The following is a 16,066-nucleotide window of genomic DNA, read 5'->3' on the forward strand; positions in this document are numbered from 1 at the left end:
TATGTCAATTATTCCCGCACCTGTCAGTCGTTTTTTTCATCGTATGGCGTCTCCGCCCATTTTTTATGCGTTTGCTGACAAATTAATCCCGTGGTTAAGCCTGATTTTTATCGGTTTGACCGGCGCAGGTTTATATCTAGGGTTGTTTGTCGCGCCTGCTGATTATCAACAAGGCGACAGCTACCGGATCATTTATATTCATGTGCCGGCCGCCTGGATGTCGTTGTTTATTTATGTATTGATGGCGATATGTGGCGGCATTGCCCTGATTTGGCGGATGAAGTTGGCCGAGGTGATGATGGTGAGCAGTGCACCGATCGGTGCCGGATTTACCTTTATTGCACTGGTGACAGGATCGTTATGGGGCAAGCCGATGTGGGGTACCTGGTGGGTTTGGGATGCACGTTTGACCTCGGAATTGATTTTGCTGTTTTTGTATCTAGGCGCCATTAGTTTGTATGGTGCGATTGAAGACAGGCGCACGGCATCGCGTGCGGTCGCCATTTTAGTCATTGTCGGTGTCGTCAATATTCCGATTATTCATTACTCGGTACAATGGTGGAATACGTTGCATCAAGGGCCTACCGTTGCAAAAGCGGGTAAGCCATCTATTCATATCAGTATGTTGATTCCGCTGTTATTGATGGCGACAGCGTTTAAATTGCATTATGCCATCGCCGTGTTGCAGGCGGCGAAAGTCGAAATTTTAAAACGTGAACAAAATACGCAATGGGTTAAAAAATTGATAGAGGGAAATTCATGAACTGGCAAGAATTTTTTGCCATGGGTGGCTATGGCTTTTATGTTTGGGTTTCGTATGGATTATGTGCTGTGGTTTTAATCCTGTTAATCGCCTATCCCGTTCGGCAACGTAAGCGTTTGCTGCGACAATTGGCCTTGAAACAAAAGAGAATACAATCATGAAACCGATCCGAAAACAACGCTTAGGGCTGATTCTGCTGATGCTGGCGGGGGTTGCGCTGGCAGTTACATTTGCGCTGAAAGCGTTCAATGAAAATTTGATGTATTTTTTCTCCACCACCGAGGTGGTTGAGGGAAAGGCGCCTGAAAATACTTTGATCCGGTTGGGCGGCATGGTTGTGAAGGGTAGTGTAAAAAGACCGGGTGACGGCATGACCGTGCATTTCAAACTGACCGATTTTAATAAAGAAGTCAGTGTCGAATATACCGGTATTTTGCCGGATTTATTCCGTGAAGGGCAAGGCATCGTGGCGAAAGGTCGCTTGGATAAACGCGGGGTTTTTGTGGCAGAGGAAGTTCTGGCTAAACACGATGAAAACTATATGCCGCCTGAAGTAGCCGATAGTTTGAAAAAACAGAAAACTACGCCGACAAGGATGGAAAAATGATTCCTGAAATCGGACATTTTGCCTTGATTTTGGCCCTGTGCATGGCCATTGTGCAGGCTTTTTTACCTTTGATTGGGGCATCAAGACGGATTGTCGGTTGGGTTAATTTGGCACGGCCTGCCGCCTATGGACAATTATTGTTTATGGGTATCGCTTATGCCTGTTTAACCTATGCTTTTTTAGTGCATGATTTTTCAGTCGCATATGTCGCCCAGAATTCGAATACGGCGTTACCGACCTTGTATTTGATTTCCGGTGTGTGGGGCGCGCATGAAGGTTCATTGTTATTATGGGCGCTGACTTTATCGATCTGGACCGGGTTGGTTGCATCACTCAGTGGTTCTATTCCACAGCTTACGATGGCGCGTGTACTTGGGGTGATGGGGCTTGTCAGCATTGGTTTTATTCTGTTTTTATTATTGACCTCAAATCCATTTACGCGACTATTTCCGTTTCCGCAGGAAGGCCGTGACCTGAATCCTTTATTGCAAGACCCAGGCTTGGCTATTCACCCACCCATGCTTTATATGGGTTATGTCGGCTTTTCCGTCGCTTTTGCCTTTTCTATTGCAGCATTGCTTGAAGGGCGGTTGGATTCGGCCTGGGCGCGTTGGTCGCGGCCATGGACAAATGCGGCCTGGGTATTTTTAACTTTTGGTATCGTTTTAGGCAGTTGGTGGGCTTACTATGAATTAGGCTGGGGTGGCTGGTGGTTTTGGGATCCGGTCGAAAATGCCTCGTTTATGCCGTGGCTAGTGGGGACGGCATTGATTCATTCTTTGGCGGCTAGTGAAAAAAGAGGAGTGTTTAAAACCTGGACGGTGTTGCTGGCGATTTTTGCTTTTTCGTTGAGTTTGTTAGGTACATTCCTGGTACGTTCCGGTGTATTGACTTCGGTTCATGCGTTTGCCAGCGACCCTGCACGGGGATTGTTTATTTTGATTTTTCTAGCTGTGGTCGTGGGAGGCTCATTGTTGTTGTATGCCATTCGTGCGCCACAAGTTAAAAGCAGTGCCAGTTTTGAACTGGTGTCACGAGAATCGGCATTATTGATTAATAATGTATTGCTGGTAGTAACCGCTGCTAGTATTTTACTGGGTACTTTATATCCATTGTTTATTGATGCCTTGGGGTTGGGTAAGATTTCAGTCGGTCCGCCATATTTTAATGCGGTATTCATTCCGCTGATGGCACCATTGTCAGTTGCTGTTGGCTTTGGTGTGTTATTACGCTGGAAGCGGGATGCATTAGGACAGTTATTAAAACGATTGTCACCCATTTTTATGAGCTGCCTGGTTGTGGGGTTGATGTTGCCTTTATTGATGCCACATTACTCTTGGGCTGCTGCATTAGGCTCTATCTTAGCTTTATGGAGCGCAGCGACTACCGTCTTGGCATTTAAAGATCGCTTAGGGCAACACGGATTCAGTCTGGCTCGCATAAGGCAAATACCAGCTGGGTTTTATGGTATGTCGATTGCACACCTTGGCATTGCTGTTTTTGTCATCGGTATTACGTACACATCGGTTTACAGCATCGAAAAAGATGTTCGGATGGCACCGGGTGATACACTCGATATGGCTGGGTATGTGTTTGAATTTCACGGCGTCAAGCAGACCGAAGGCCCTAATTATACCGCACAGGAGGGGTTTTTGACGGTCCGTTATGAGGGTAAGGAAGTCGCAAGGTTAGCGCCACAGAAACGAATTTACCGGGTGCGCACTATGCCGATGACGGAAGCGGCTATCGATGCCGGCGTATTTCGGGATTTGTTTGTCGCGATTGGCGAACCACTTGATGCAAAAGGTGCCTGGAGTTTGCGCATTTATTACAAGGCCTTTATTCGCTGGATCTGGATGGGGGGTGTTTTTATGGGATTAGGCGGTATTGTCGCGTGTTTTGACCGGCGTTACCGGATTAATGCAAAAGCGCTGAGAAGTCATGCTTAAATATATTATTCCATTGTTGCTGTTTGTGGTACTGGCGGTGTTTTTGGCGTTGGGACTGAAGCTCAATCCGCGCGAAATTCCTTCGCCACTCATCAATAAACCGGCGCCGGTTTTTTCGTTACCGGTTTTGGGTAAACCTGAACAAACGTTTTCTCCGGATCAACTTAAAGGCAAAGTCTGGTTGCTTAATGTCTGGGCTTCTTGGTGTGTATCTTGTCGTTCAGAGCATCCGGTGTTGAACGAATTCAGCCGCACGCATGATGTTATTATTGTTGGTTTAAATTATAAGGATGATGCACGGGCAGGACAGCAATGGCTGGCTGAATTGGGAAATCCTTATTTTTTGAGCGTTATGGATCAGGATGGCCGCGTGGGGATCGATTATGGTGTCTATGGGGTACCAGAAACCTTTGTCATCGACAAAAAAGGCCTGATTCGGTTTAAATTTACCGGCCCGGTTTCGATGAAAGCGGTGAATGAAACCTTTATTCCGCTACTTCAACAACTACAGGCTGAGGCGCCATGAAAACGTTAATATTCACTTTTTTATGTGTTGTTTCTGTCACAGTCATAGCGGCTGTGGAATACCGCAAGTTTGATAGCCCACAGCAGGAGCAGGCGTATCAAAATTTGACGAACGAACTCCGTTGCCTGGTGTGTCAAAACCAGACGATAGCCGATTCTAATGCAGATTTAGCCAAAGACTTGCGCCGGCAGGTATACGAAATGCTGCAACAAGGTAAGAGTCAGCAGGAAATCGTTGATTTTATGACCCAACGTTATGGCGATTTTGTCATGTATCGACCACCTTTGAAGCCGAAAACGATTATTTTATGGGTTGGGCCTGCGGTGTTTATTGTTATTGGGCTGGTTGTTCTGGTGATTATCAGCCGCAAAAAGGCGGCTGGAGCACAGTCGGTTGCATTAACCGAACACGAAGAAAAACGAATCCGCCAATTACTTGAACAAGAGGATGATGCGTGAATATGATGTTTTGGGCGGTCGTAACCACACTGATTACAGTGGCGTTGTTGATCTTGATTCTGCCGTTGGTCAGGAAAAAAGAATGGGCAGATTCCGATGTTGAGGTTGAGCAGCGCAATATCCAGATTGCGCGGGAGAAACTGGCCGAGTTGAAGCGACAACTCGAAGCGGGAGCATTAACACAGCAACAGTATAATGAGCAGTTTGTTGAGCTTGAGTTAGCTCTGAAAAACGATCTGGAAGCCGTAGAAAAACGGCAATCGGCAACGCAAGGTCGCTGGGTGGCTTTTTTATTGCTGCTGTTTGTTCCTGTATTGAGTGTCTTGCTTTATTTTGTATTAGGCGACCCTGATGCCATTGCGAAGCAGGCTGAGCAGCAACAAATGATGCAAAAACAGCAGCAGGCACAGGCGGATATTGAACGTATGGTAAGCAGTTTGGCACAGCGCCTACAAAAAAATCCAGATGATTTGGAAGGCTGGATGATGTTAGGGCGTTCATTTCTCTATATGAAGCGGTATCAGGCCGCTGCCGATGCATTTGCGCAAGCCTATCGTCTACAACCTGAAAATGTTGCGGTTGTTTTGCAGTATGCCGATGCATTAGCGGCCGCGCATGATGGGAAATTATCCGGAAAGCCGGCACAATTGATTGAACAGGCTTTGCGATTACAGCCTGATAATCAAACCGCACTGTGGATGTCAGGCCTGGCCAGCGTCGAAGCCGGTCAATTGCGACAGGCGTTGGAAACATGGCAGAAGTTAGCCGCGTTGACCGATAAAAAGTCACCGTCTTATTCGAAGCTTTCAGCATTGATTCAAGCCTTGCAGCAAAAACTGGCTGAAAACGATTCCTCGAAACCTGTTCCTGTCGCTAACGCTACGGGTGTCAATATTCAGGTGCAGGTTGATTTGTCTGAAGCCTTTAAAAATCGGGTTAATCCTGATGATACGGTTTTTATTTATGCACGGGCTTTGAATGGGCCTAAAATGCCATTGGCCATTGTACGTAAACAGGTTAAGGATTTGCCGATAACGGTGAATTTGAATGACAGTATGGCAATGATGCCGACGATGAAATTATCGACATTCAAACAACTGGAAGTCGTGGCGCGTGTGTCTAAAAGCGGTAATGCGATGGTGCATCCCGGCGACTTAATCGGTAAACAGGACTTGAAAAAAGTACAGGCAAAACAAACCCTGAGTGTAATCATTGACGGAGTGGTGAACTGATGGACCAATCGATTCAGTTTGACCTGGATTTAATCCACCGTTACGACAAATCCGGGCCGCGATATACCTCTTATCCGACGGCATTAGAATTGCATGAGGGCTTTGGCGCGGCTGAGTATCGGGCGCAGATTGAAAAATCTAATACCCAGGGTGGCCCGTTATCACTGTATTTCCATATTCCTTTTTGCGATACCGTTTGTTTTTATTGCGCCTGTAATAAAATTATCACCAATAATCGTAAACATGCCGTCCCTTATCTGGAAAACCTTTGTCGGGAAGTCGCATTGCAGGGCGCGTTATTCGATCGGAACCGGGTGGTCAATCAACTGCATTGGGGTGGGGGAACGCCCACATTTTTAAGTTCTGTCCAAATGGAACAGTTAATGACTGTTACAAGACAGTATTTTAATCTGCGTGATGACGATCAGGGGGAGTATTCGATTGAAGTCGACCCCAGGGAAACCGATGATGAAACCATTGCCTGTCTAAGAAAGTTGGGTTTCAACCGAATCAGTCTGGGAGTGCAGGATTTCGATCCCGCCGTACAAAAGGCGGTCAATCGAATTCAAAGTCCTGAGCAAACCTTCGAGGTATTAGAGGCGGCGCGGCAGGAAGGTTTCAGATCGACTAATGTCGATTTGATTTATGGCTTACCTTTACAGACGGTGGAGAGTTTTGATCAAACCCTGGAGCAGGTGCTAGCGTATCGGCCAGAGCGTTTTTCAATTTTTAATTATGCGCATTTGCCCAGTCGATTTAAAACCCAGCGTCAGATTCGAAATGTTGATTTACCGCGGGCTGATGTCAAGTTAGAAATATTACAGCATGTTGGTAAAAAGTTGACCGATGCGGGCTATGTTTATATTGGCATGGATCATTTCGCCTTGCCGGATGATGAATTGGCCGTTGCGCAGCGGGAAGGGAAGTTGTATCGAAATTTTCAGGGCTATTCAACGCATTCAGATTGCGACCTTATTGGTTTGGGTATGACATCTATTGGCCGAATTGCTGATGCTTATGTACAGAATTTGAAAGATTTGGCCGCCTATAATGCGGCATTGCAACATAATAAGTTACCCATTTTTAAAGGGGTTGCATTGGATGAGGATGATAAACTGCGGCGGGCGGTCATTACCCAGCTGATTTGTCATTTTCAACTGAGTTTTTCAGATATAGAAAATCGCTTCGCTATCAATTTTGAGGAGTATTTTTCCAGCGAGTTGCAACAACTCGTACCGATGGCGGATGATGGTTTGTTAAGTCTAGAGCAACAACAGATTAAGGTATTGTCACCGGGGCGGCTGCTGATTCGCAATATTTGTATGGTATTTGATAAATATCTGGCACAAAAAACGCAGCAATTTTCCAAAGTCATTTAGTGCATTGTCTGTAACACGGTCCCAATGATATCCAGGGCACGACAGCAATAACCGTGTTCATTATCGTGCATTAAACAAATTCCCAGATGCCGTTTATCGGTCAGGTGTAAATGTTCCATCATGATAATGCTGGAATACGGCGTGCCGATAAAATCGATACTGACCCGATGATGCCCCCAGCAACCGTTATCACAATGTAAAATGCCGTTGAGTTCATTTTCGGCATAATGTAAAAATAATTGTTGAATCTGCTCTAGGTCACTGTCTTGGCTCAATGTGATGGTAATATCCATGAGCGAGACGATTTCTGTCGGTACACGATAGGAAAAAGAATCCAGTTTGCCTTTGAGTTCGGGGATAACCAAGGCAGTGGAGTCGGCCACATTGGTTGCCGTTGGAATGACAGAAGCCGCCGTGGTTCTGCCAAGATGGGGGTGTTTGTGATAGCCATCCAGTATATGTTGGTCAGAGAGTGCGGGGTGAATGGTAACGATACGGGCGAATTCGATACCAATATGGCGCTGTAAGATCATCGCGATGGGGGCGAAGGCATTTCCAGTGCAGGTGCTGGCAGAGATGATGTGGTGTTTGTCAGGGTCGTAATGTTGGTGATTGACGCCATAAACCAGGCTCGCATCTCCACCGCTTATATTCCAGCTGCAAAGCACTTTTTTACAGATATCTAGGGTAATAAGATGGCGTAAATCTTCAACGACTGCGGTTCCAGTAGCGTTAATCAGAAGATCAAGGGAAAGGTTTTTTAGGGTACTTAAATATTCTTCTGCCTTGTGGGTTTGTCGCCTGTCGACTTGAATATAGCGAATAGGGTGTCCATCAATGATTAAATGGTCGTCATCGATGTTAATTGTATAAGGTGGTGAACCATAGCTGCTGTCATGTGCAAGTAAGTATGCCACTTGCGAAATTGGCATGACATCACACAAGGCTTTAATGCAGAAACGGCCTTGTTTTCGTTGTAAAAAATTGGTGCGTAGGATCGAGCGACCTACGCGGCCAAGGCCAACAATGCCTATATTTCCATGCATTCCTTTCACCTAAGATTTATTATTATGTCTGTCATTAGGTATAGCATAAAATATTATGTGTTCAACTTCACATTAAAAATAAACCGCTTGCTCTAATTAGGTGTAAAAGATTAGAGGTTGCTGAAGTTCAGTGTGGTTAGTGTGCGCTGTAATGTGAGTCGACATACTTTTTCACTAATTCGTGAAATTCTTCGGCAATATGGTCGCCTTTTAAGGTCACGGTTTTTACACCATCTTCGTAAACCGGAGCAACGGGGGATTCACCGGTGCCGGGCAGGCTGATACCAATATTGGCGTTTTTACTTTCGCCAGGGCCATTGACCACGCAGCCCATAACGGCAACCTCCATTTCTTCAACGCCTTTGTATTTGGTTTTCCAGATAGGCATTTGTTGGCGTAAGAATGCCTGAATTTCTTGGGCCAGTTTCTGAAAGTAATCACTGGTTGTCCGGCCACAGCCTGGACAGGCGATAACCATAGGGGTGAACGAGCGGAACCCCATAGATTGCAATAACTCTTGAGCCACAATGACTTCTTTGGTTCTGGCAGCGCCTGGCTCCGGCGTTAATGAGATTCGGATGGTATCACCAATACCCTGTTGCATTAAAACAGCCAATGCCGCAGATGAAGAGACTATACCTTTAGAGCCCATGCCCGCTTCGGTCAGGCCTAAATGCAAGGCATAATCGCAGCGTTTGGAAAGGTCTTCATAAATATTGATGAGTTCTTGTACATTGCTGATTTTACAAGACAGGATTATTTTATCTTTGCCCAGCCCATATTCCTGCGCTTTTGCTGCACTTTCAAGGGCGGATAAAACAATGGCCTCACGGGTGACAACATTCAATTCATCCGGCTGGGCTTTTTTACGATTTTCATCTAATAATCGGGTCAAGACTGACTGGTCCAGACTGCCGCCGTTGACTCCGATGCGCACAGGTTTGTCATAACGACAGGCTAATTCAATCATATGCTGAAATTGCGGATCACGATTTTTGCCACGGCCTACGTTGCCAGGGTTAATGCGAAATTTGTCCAGCGCTTGAGCACAATCGGAATATTTTTCCAGCAATTTGTGGCCATTAAAATGAAAATCGCCAACGATAGGCGTATCAAACCCTTTTTGCAAAAGCTGATTTTTAATATCGGGAACGGCTTTAGCGGCTTCTTCAGTATTAACGGTAATTCTGACCAGTTCAGAGCCGGCCTGGGATAATTCCATTATTTGTTGGACGGTGCCGGCGATGTCGGCAGTGTCGGTGTTTGTCATCGATTGGACGACGATTGGCGCACCTCCACCGACTTTAATATTGCCGACTAGAACTTGTTGGGTTTTCTTGCGTGGACTTATTGTCATGGGTAACTATCCGAAAATCTAAAATATTAACTGAACTTGGCTATAATCAATTGGCAAATTATACCCTATTGAGAAAAAAGGACAGAAACGGATGGCTTTGTTGCATAAATAATCCACAGCGTACTCTTTTCTTAAATTCCAGTCTTTATTCATGAAACAGAATAACTTTCAGGCATACCCAGGCCTGTCATTTTATTCATTGCGCCGACGCGGAGATACGCCTCAACCATCTGAGCCGCAAAGGTCCGGTTTTTTAATTGGCCACTAAAGAGCGTTTTGATGCGAAACATAGCCGTTTCAGCCAGGCTGCGTTGATGATAACCACTTTCTTGTTTCCATGCCTTTCTCCCGATTTCAGCGCAACGTTGAACAATCGCTGTTCTTGGATGAGTTCTCCCATCTTCATCACTCGGCCATTCCACCGCCCCTTCCCGCGGCGGTATCAATGCATCGGCGCCTTTGTTACGAATCGCCTGATGACACTGGATCGTATCATAAGCGCCATCCGCCGCCACACTGGCAACTTGGTCGTGTTCATCCAGCTGCTCTAATAAATCCGGCAAGACTTCGGAATCACCAACAAAATTAGCCGTCATCTCAACTGCCACGACTTCCTGCGTTTGTGCATCAACCATGATATGGAGTTTACGCCAGGTTCTGCGCTTGCTGGCACCATGTTTGCGAACTTTCCACTCGCCTTCACCGTAGACTTTTAAGCCGGTCGAATCGACGACTAAGTGTCTTGGCGTTCGACTGCTTGAACGAGGCAGCCGAACCTCCAGAGTTTGCTGGCGGCGACTTAATGTACTGTAATGAGGAATCTGGATAGACAGCTTTAATAACTGGACTAACGACAACAAACATCCCTGTGTCGCTCTCAACGGCAGCTTAAAGAGTTCTCTCAGGGTCAATGCGCATTGAATAGCAGTATCAGAATACGTCATCGGGCTTCCTCTATAGCCTGTCTTTTCAGGCTGATGCCATTGCTTGATCATGGATTCTTCGAACCATAGCGTTAATGAACCTCGATTGATCAAGGCTTGATTGTAATTCGACCAATTCTTTAGTTTGTAGCGTTGTTTCTTTTTCTTGTCCATGCCCTATAATATGGGGATCCTTATGATTTATGCAACAAAGCCGAAACGGATTGTGAGAATAAATTATTTTTCGGATATTCATTTGGAGTTTGGCGATCAGAGCAAACCGGAAAATGATGCTGACTTGATTGTTGCTGCCGGTGATATTGGGGTCAATGTGCAGGGGGTTGAGTGGCTGAAGTCTCTGAATAAGAAAGTGATTTATGTTGCGGGAAATCATGAATTTTATGGTAATGAATATCATGAAATTCAGGACAGGATTCGTGAAGCGTGTGTAGGTAGTCAAGTGACTTTTCTAGAAAATGAAGAGTATGTTTATCAAGGGATACGCTTTTTGGGGTGTACCTTGTGGGCGGATTTGTTTGTTGAGGGCGAGGATAAGGCAGATGCTTTGGGCAAGACCTTAAATGATTTTCGCAAAATAAAATTTCGGCAAAGCGATTTTGATCAGCATGCTTTTTCCGGGCTTTATACCAAATCAAGGCAATGGTTGGCGCAGAAACTGGCGGAACCATTCGAGGGGGATACCATTGTCGTTACCCATCATGCACCAACTGAATGGAGCTGGTACAAATCACCACAAGCATTGAAGAAGTTGGCTTACTGTAATGACTTGAAGGCATTTTTTCATGAATATGCGATTTTAGTCTGGTTTCATGGGCATGTTCATAATACAGGTAATTACCGAATTGCTGGAACGCAGATACTCAGCAATCCGCGGGGCTATTACAGTCGTAAGCTGGTGTCAAGTTTTGATGTAAATCAATGTGTTGATGTTTAAATGGTAATGCGCAAAATAAATGAAGGCGGGAAAGAGCAAAGATTTTTCCATTGAGAATAGATAGCAGATATGGTCTAATATTTGGGTTTTATGTCTTGAAGCGCCTCTTGTTTTTGTGGTTTTGAACGGGAGGATTGTTGGCTGCAACTTGTCTGGAGAGCAGGCTTATTCACTATGCAATTTACGATTAATAAAGGTTTGGATCTTCCGATAACCGGAGTTCCCGAACAGAAAATTGGAGACGGCAATAAGGTCGCTTCCGTGGCTGTTTTAGGCACGGAATACGAAGGTCTTAAGCCGAAAATGATGGTAAGTGAAGGGGATAAGGTCAAATTGGGCCAAATCCTCTTTACGGACAAGAAAAATCCGGGGGTGAATTTTACATCGCCGGGTTCAGGTGTTGTCAAAGCAATCAATCGAGGTGCGCGCCGCGCGTTGCAGTCGGTTGTTATTGAATTGGAGGGCGACGAAAAGGAAACATTTTCAAAGTATAGCGATTCCGAATTAGGCTCGTTAGGCGCCGACAAAATCAAACAAAACCTGTTAGCGTCCGGGTTATGGACTTCGTTTCTGACGCGGCCTTATGGAAAGATTCCGAGTGTTGATGCAAAGCCACATTCGATTTTTGTTACAGCTATCGATACTCGTCCGCTGGCAGCAGATCCTGTCGTTATCATTAAGCAACGGGAAAAGGATTTCGTTAACGGTTTGACTATCGTATCGCAATTGACCACAGGAAAAACCTATTTGTGTAAGGCGACAGGTGCTGAAATTGCTGATCATGATGCTTGTATTACCGCAGAATTTTCAGGCCCACATCCAGCCGGTTTGCCGAGTACACATATTCATTTGATCGATCCGGTTAATATCGATAAAAGCGTTTGGCACATTGATTATCAAGCTGTCATTGCAATTGGTGCATTATTTCGTACCGGGCAGATTGACGTTGAAAGAGTCGTTTCTTTGGCTGGACCTACCGTTAAAAAACCACGGCTAGTCAAAACACGGGTGGGCGCTTCGCTTGATGATTTAGTCAAAGGGGAACTGGATGACAGCGTTGAAAACCGTGTTGTTTCCGGCTCGGTGTTGTATGGTCACAAAGCCTCTGATGTATTGGCATTTTTAGGCTGTTACAGCCTGCAAGTTTCTGCATTGGAAGAAGGACGTAAACGGGAGCTGTTTGGATGGATCGTGCCGGGCAAGAATAAATTTTCAGCATTGAATGTTTATGTCAGCAGTCGTGATCGGAGTCAATTATTTCCATTTACGACGGACAAGAATGGCAGTAATCGTGCGATCGTACCTGTGGGTGTTTATGAGCAAGTTATGCCACTTGATATTCTGGCAACACCTTTATTAAAAGCTATCGTTGTTGCCGATACCGACCAGGCGCAGCAATTAGGCTGCCTGGAATTGGTTGAGGAGGATTTGAGTCTGATGACGTTTGTCGATCCAGGAAAGCATGATTTCGGTCCAGTTTTACGGGTAAATTTAACTAAAATCGAGAAGGAAGGGTAATGTCGGCTAGAGACTTTTTAGATAAGTTAGAGCCGCATTTTACAAAAGGTGGGCGGTTTGAGAAGTATTACGGTCTCTATGAGATGGTGGATACTTTCATTTATACCCCTGCCGATGTAACGCGCGGTAAAACTCATGTTCGTGATGGTAATGATCTGAAGCGGACGATGACTTTTGTAGTGATTGCTACATTCTTTTGTATTCTGATGGCAATGTATAACTCAGGCTATCAGGCAAACTTAGCCATGCAGGCTATGGGGCTCGAAAAAGCGGATAGCTGGCGCGGCATTATCATGTCGGTGTTTGGTTATAATCCGATGAATCCGGTTTCTAACTTCGTTCATGGTGCATTATTTTTTCTGCCAATTTATATCGTAACATTGGCTGTCGGTGGTATCTGGGAAGTATTGTTTGCAACCGTAAGAGGGCATGAGGTCAACGAAGGCTTTTTAGTGTCATCCATGCTCTATACCCTGATTTTACCGCCAGACATTCCGTTATGGCAGGTTGCCTTAGGGATTTCGTTTGGTATCGTGATTGGTAAAGAAGTCTTTGGCGGTACCGGCAAAAACTTTCTGAATCCTGCTTTGACAGGTCGTGCCTTTTTGTTTTTTGCTTATCCGGCCTCAATGTCAGGCGATTCGGTTTGGGTTGGTGTCGATGGTTACACGATGGCAACGCCATTAGGATTGGCAGCTCAAGGCGGTATGGATGCAGTGACAGAAGCAGGCTATAGCTGGTTTCAATCATTTCTTGGGTTCATGCCAGGTTCAATTGGTGAAACATCTACGCTGGCTATTATGATTGGCGCAGCCTTTTTGCTTTACACGCGCATCGCATCATATCGCATTATGGCGGGTGTGCTGCTGGGCATGATTGCGACGACCGTATTGTTTAATGTCATTGGTAGCGATACAAATCCAATGTTTGATTTTCCTTGGTATTGGCATCTGACTGTGGGCGGTTTTGCTTTTGGTATGGTCTATATGGCAACCGATCCTGTGAGCGCTGCGATGACAAATACTGGACGTTGGGTTTTTGGCGCACTAATCGGTGTTATGGTGGTGCTGGTCAGAGTTGTGAATCCTGCATTCCCAGAAGGCATGATGTTATCCATTTTGTTTGCCAATATGTTTGCACCTGTTATTGATTATGTTGTCGTTCAGGCAAATATTAAGAGAAGGATGAAACGCAATGTCTAACGGAAATTTAAAACAACGTCTGGAAAGCTGCGAGCACTTCCAAAAGTTCAAGGCTTATGCAGATAAAATATTAGCCATGAGCAATGACAGTCTTGAAAAAACGATTGCTGTTGCTCTTTCATTAAGTTTTGTATGCGCTATTTTGGTTTCATTTTCGGCGGTTGCATTAAAACCATTGCAAATTGAAAACAAAGCGATGGATATGAAACGGAATATCTTGGATGTAGCGGGGTTGTTGACCGATGATACCGATATCCATCAAGCTTTTGCTGAGTTGGTTGAGGAAAAGCTGGTGAATCTTGAAACGGGTGACTATGTCGAAGATATGGATCCGGCATCATATGATCAGCGTAAAGCGGCTAAAGATCCAAAGCTGAGTGTCGCTATTCCGCCTGAAAAAGATATTGCCCATATCCGGCGCAAGGCAAAAATTGCAAAAATCTATCTGGTCAAAAAAGGCGATAAGATTGATTCTATCATTTTACCGGTCCATGGTTATGGCTTGTGGTCAACCATGTATGGTTTCTTGGCATTAGAAGCCGATGGTCAGACGGTTAAAAGTATTAACTTTTATGACCAGGCGGAAACACCTGGGTTGGGCGGTGAAGTCGTTAACCCTAAATGGCGAGCATTGTGGAAAGGTAAAAAAGTCTATGATGAAAATGGAAATGTAGCCTTGACACTGGTCAAGGGTAATGTCGATCCATCGAGACCGGATGCCGTCTATAAAGTTGATGCATTGGCGGGCGCTACATTGACCAGTAATGGTGTCAGTAATTTAATCAAGTTCTGGTTAGGCGAAGATGGATTTAAGCCTTTTCTGGACAAAATCAGAAGTAATGGTTAGGGGATAATCATGAGTGCTGTTATAGATAAAGAAACTAAAAAAGTATTGATTGACCCGTTAGTCAACAATAACCCGATCACACTTCAGGTGTTGGGGATTTGTTCGGCATTGGCGGTTACCTCGCAAATGTCTACCTCATTGATTATGGCCTTGGCATTGACTTCGGTGACGGCGTGTTCGAGTGCGGCAATCAGTTCCATCAGAAACCATATTCCGGGCAGTATCCGGATTATTGTACAGATGACCATTATTGCTTCTTTGGTTATTGTGGTCGATCAAATTCTGAAAGCGTTTGCCTATGAAATCAGTAAACAGCTTTCGGTTTTTGTTGGATTGATCATTACCAACTGTATTGTCATGGGGCGGGCTGAAGCCTATGCCATGAAAAATCCACCCTTAGCCAGCTTTCTTGATGGTATCGGTAATGGGGCGGGTTATAGTTTGATTTTGATTATTGTGGCATTTTTCCGAGAATTATTTGGTTCGGGTAAATTATTGGGTATCGATATTTTACCGCTACAGCAAGATGGTGGCTGGTATGTTCCAAATGGTCTGATGTTGTTGCCTCCCAGTGCCTTTTTTATTATCGGCATAATTATTTGGGTGTTTAGAGAATGGAAACCTGAGCAACAGGAAGAGCCAGACTTTAAAATTCTGGATATTGCACACGGTGAAGGAGGACATCACTAATGGAAGCTTATATCAGTTTATTTATTAAAGCTGTTTTCGTTGAAAACCTGGCATTAGCCTTCTTCCTGGGGATGTGTACATTTCTGGCGGTATCGAAGAAGATTTCTACGGCTATAGGGTTAGGGATTGCGGTGATGGTGGTACAGACAATTACCGTACCGGTTAATAATGTCATCTACCATACACTGCTTAAAGAAGATGCCTTGTCATGGATGGGCATTACCGGTGTTGACCTGAGCTTTTTATCATTGCTGAGTTGTATCGGTATGATTGCGGCTTTGGTACAAATTCTGGAAATGGTTCTGGATAAATACTTTCCAGCATTATTCCATGCCTTAGGCGTGTTTTTACCTCTCATTACCGTAAACTGTGCGATCTTGGGTGGTAGCTTGTTTATGATCGAACGTGATTATGATTTCACCGAAAGTGTTATCTATGGTGTCGGTAGTGGTTTTGGTTGGGCTTTAGCGATTACGGTTATGGCTGGGGTTCGCGAAAAACTTAAATACAGTGATATACCGGCTGGATTACAAGGCTTAGGGATCACTTTCATTAGCGCTGGCCTGATGTCTTTGGGCTTCATGGCTTTTTCTGGAATTCAACTGTAGGAAGGA

17 protein-coding genes are annotated in these 16,066 nt (G+C 45.0%); 14 read left to right on the forward strand and 3 right to left on the reverse strand.

Annotated features, from left to right (window positions below):
* The first annotated feature begins 1 nt into the window (after position 1).
* From JEU20_RS12210 to hemN, 8 genes are read left to right on the forward strand one after another with little or no spacing between them, the layout of a single operon-like run.
* Positions 2-763, forward strand: coding sequence for a heme ABC transporter permease (locus JEU20_RS12210; RefSeq protein WP_198246438.1), 762 nt, complete (start codon positions 2-4; stop codon positions 761-763).
* The gene (ccmD, locus tag JEU20_RS12215; protein WP_198246439.1) at positions 760-924 is read left to right on the forward strand and encodes a heme exporter protein CcmD; all 165 of its coding nucleotides are present in this window, start codon (positions 760-762) and stop codon (positions 922-924) included. Before JEU20_RS12210 ends, ccmD begins: the two co-directional genes overlap by 4 nt.
* Positions 921-1,370, forward strand: coding sequence for a cytochrome c maturation protein CcmE (ccmE, locus tag JEU20_RS12220; RefSeq protein ID WP_198246440.1), 450 nt, complete (start codon positions 921-923; stop codon positions 1,368-1,370). The genes ccmD and ccmE overlap by 4 nt, the downstream gene beginning before the upstream one ends.
* Positions 1,367-3,319, forward strand: a complete 1,953-nt coding sequence (locus tag JEU20_RS12225; protein WP_198246441.1) for a heme lyase CcmF/NrfE family subunit — start codon at positions 1,367-1,369, stop codon at positions 3,317-3,319. The genes ccmE and JEU20_RS12225 overlap by 4 nt, the downstream gene beginning before the upstream one ends.
* Positions 3,312-3,845 carry a DsbE family thiol:disulfide interchange protein gene (locus tag JEU20_RS12230; RefSeq protein ID WP_198246442.1) on the forward strand — a complete coding sequence of 178 codons (534 nt, stop codon included), beginning with the start codon at positions 3,312-3,314 and terminating at the stop codon, positions 3,843-3,845. Before JEU20_RS12225 ends, JEU20_RS12230 begins: the two co-directional genes overlap by 8 nt.
* Positions 3,842-4,303 carry a cytochrome c-type biogenesis protein gene (locus JEU20_RS12235; RefSeq protein WP_198246443.1) on the forward strand — a complete coding sequence of 154 codons (462 nt, stop codon included), beginning with the start codon at positions 3,842-3,844 and terminating at the stop codon, positions 4,301-4,303. Before JEU20_RS12230 ends, JEU20_RS12235 begins: the two co-directional genes overlap by 4 nt.
* A gap of 2 nt (positions 4,304-4,305) precedes the next feature.
* Positions 4,306-5,535 (forward strand): c-type cytochrome biogenesis protein CcmI, encoded by a 1,230-nt coding sequence (gene ccmI, locus JEU20_RS12240; protein WP_245395272.1) that lies wholly within the window; start codon positions 4,306-4,308, stop codon positions 5,533-5,535.
* Positions 5,535-6,914 (forward strand): oxygen-independent coproporphyrinogen III oxidase, encoded by a 1,380-nt coding sequence (gene hemN, locus JEU20_RS12245; RefSeq protein WP_198246445.1) that lies wholly within the window; start codon positions 5,535-5,537, stop codon positions 6,912-6,914. The genes ccmI and hemN overlap by 1 nt, the downstream gene beginning before the upstream one ends.
* On the opposite strand, the gene JEU20_RS12250 is transcribed toward hemN, so the two are convergent.
* The 3 genes from JEU20_RS12250 to JEU20_RS12260 all read right to left on the reverse strand — a co-directional run bounded on the left by JEU20_RS12250 (position 6,911) and on the right by JEU20_RS12260 (position 10,414).
* Positions 6,911-7,960: a glyceraldehyde 3-phosphate dehydrogenase NAD-binding domain-containing protein gene (locus JEU20_RS12250; RefSeq protein ID WP_198246446.1), complete on the reverse strand. Its 1,050-nt coding sequence runs from the start codon at positions 7,958-7,960 to the stop codon at positions 6,911-6,913. The two genes, hemN and JEU20_RS12250, sit on opposite strands and share 4 nt — an antisense overlap.
* A 136-nt stretch (positions 7,961-8,096) precedes the next feature.
* Positions 8,097-9,317: a flavodoxin-dependent (E)-4-hydroxy-3-methylbut-2-enyl-diphosphate synthase gene (ispG, locus tag JEU20_RS12255; protein ID WP_198246447.1), complete on the reverse strand. Its 1,221-nt coding sequence runs from the start codon at positions 9,315-9,317 to the stop codon at positions 8,097-8,099.
* Between the two features lie 149 nt (positions 9,318-9,466).
* Complete coding sequence (locus JEU20_RS12260; protein WP_198242941.1) at positions 9,467-10,414, reverse strand: IS5 family transposase; 948 nt, start codon at positions 10,412-10,414, stop codon at positions 9,467-9,469.
* Between JEU20_RS12260 and JEU20_RS12265 the strand changes: the two genes are divergently transcribed.
* The 6 genes from JEU20_RS12265 to nqrE all read left to right on the forward strand — a co-directional run bounded on the left by JEU20_RS12265 (position 10,413) and on the right by nqrE (position 16,060).
* The gene (locus JEU20_RS12265; RefSeq protein ID WP_342590515.1) at positions 10,413-11,195 is read left to right on the forward strand and encodes a metallophosphoesterase; all 783 of its coding nucleotides are present in this window, start codon (positions 10,413-10,415) and stop codon (positions 11,193-11,195) included. The genes JEU20_RS12260 and JEU20_RS12265 overlap by 2 nt on opposite strands.
* A 174-nt stretch (positions 11,196-11,369) precedes the next feature.
* A complete protein-coding gene (locus JEU20_RS12270) occupies positions 11,370-12,713 on the forward strand; it encodes a Na(+)-translocating NADH-quinone reductase subunit A (protein ID WP_198246448.1) in 1,344 nt (447 codons plus the stop codon).
* Positions 12,713-13,915, forward strand: coding sequence for an NADH:ubiquinone reductase (Na(+)-transporting) subunit B (locus JEU20_RS12275; protein WP_198246449.1), 1,203 nt, complete (start codon positions 12,713-12,715; stop codon positions 13,913-13,915). The genes JEU20_RS12270 and JEU20_RS12275 overlap by 1 nt, the downstream gene beginning before the upstream one ends.
* Positions 13,908-14,762: a Na(+)-translocating NADH-quinone reductase subunit C gene (locus JEU20_RS12280; protein WP_198246450.1), complete on the forward strand. Its 855-nt coding sequence runs from the start codon at positions 13,908-13,910 to the stop codon at positions 14,760-14,762. The genes JEU20_RS12275 and JEU20_RS12280 overlap by 8 nt, the downstream gene beginning before the upstream one ends.
* 9 nt (positions 14,763-14,771) lie before the next feature.
* Positions 14,772-15,452: an NADH:ubiquinone reductase (Na(+)-transporting) subunit D gene (locus JEU20_RS12285; RefSeq protein ID WP_198246451.1), complete on the forward strand. Its 681-nt coding sequence runs from the start codon at positions 14,772-14,774 to the stop codon at positions 15,450-15,452.
* On the forward strand, positions 15,452-16,060 hold the full coding sequence (nqrE, locus tag JEU20_RS12290) for an NADH:ubiquinone reductase (Na(+)-transporting) subunit E (RefSeq protein WP_198246452.1): 609 nt from the start codon (positions 15,452-15,454) through the stop codon (positions 16,058-16,060). The genes JEU20_RS12285 and nqrE overlap by 1 nt, the downstream gene beginning before the upstream one ends.
* The last annotated feature ends 6 nt before the right edge of the window (positions 16,061-16,066 follow it).

The organism is methane-oxidizing endosymbiont of Gigantopelta aegis (assembly GCF_016097405.1).
Classification (GTDB): Bacteria; Pseudomonadota; Gammaproteobacteria; order Methylococcales; family Methylomonadaceae; genus Methylomarinum.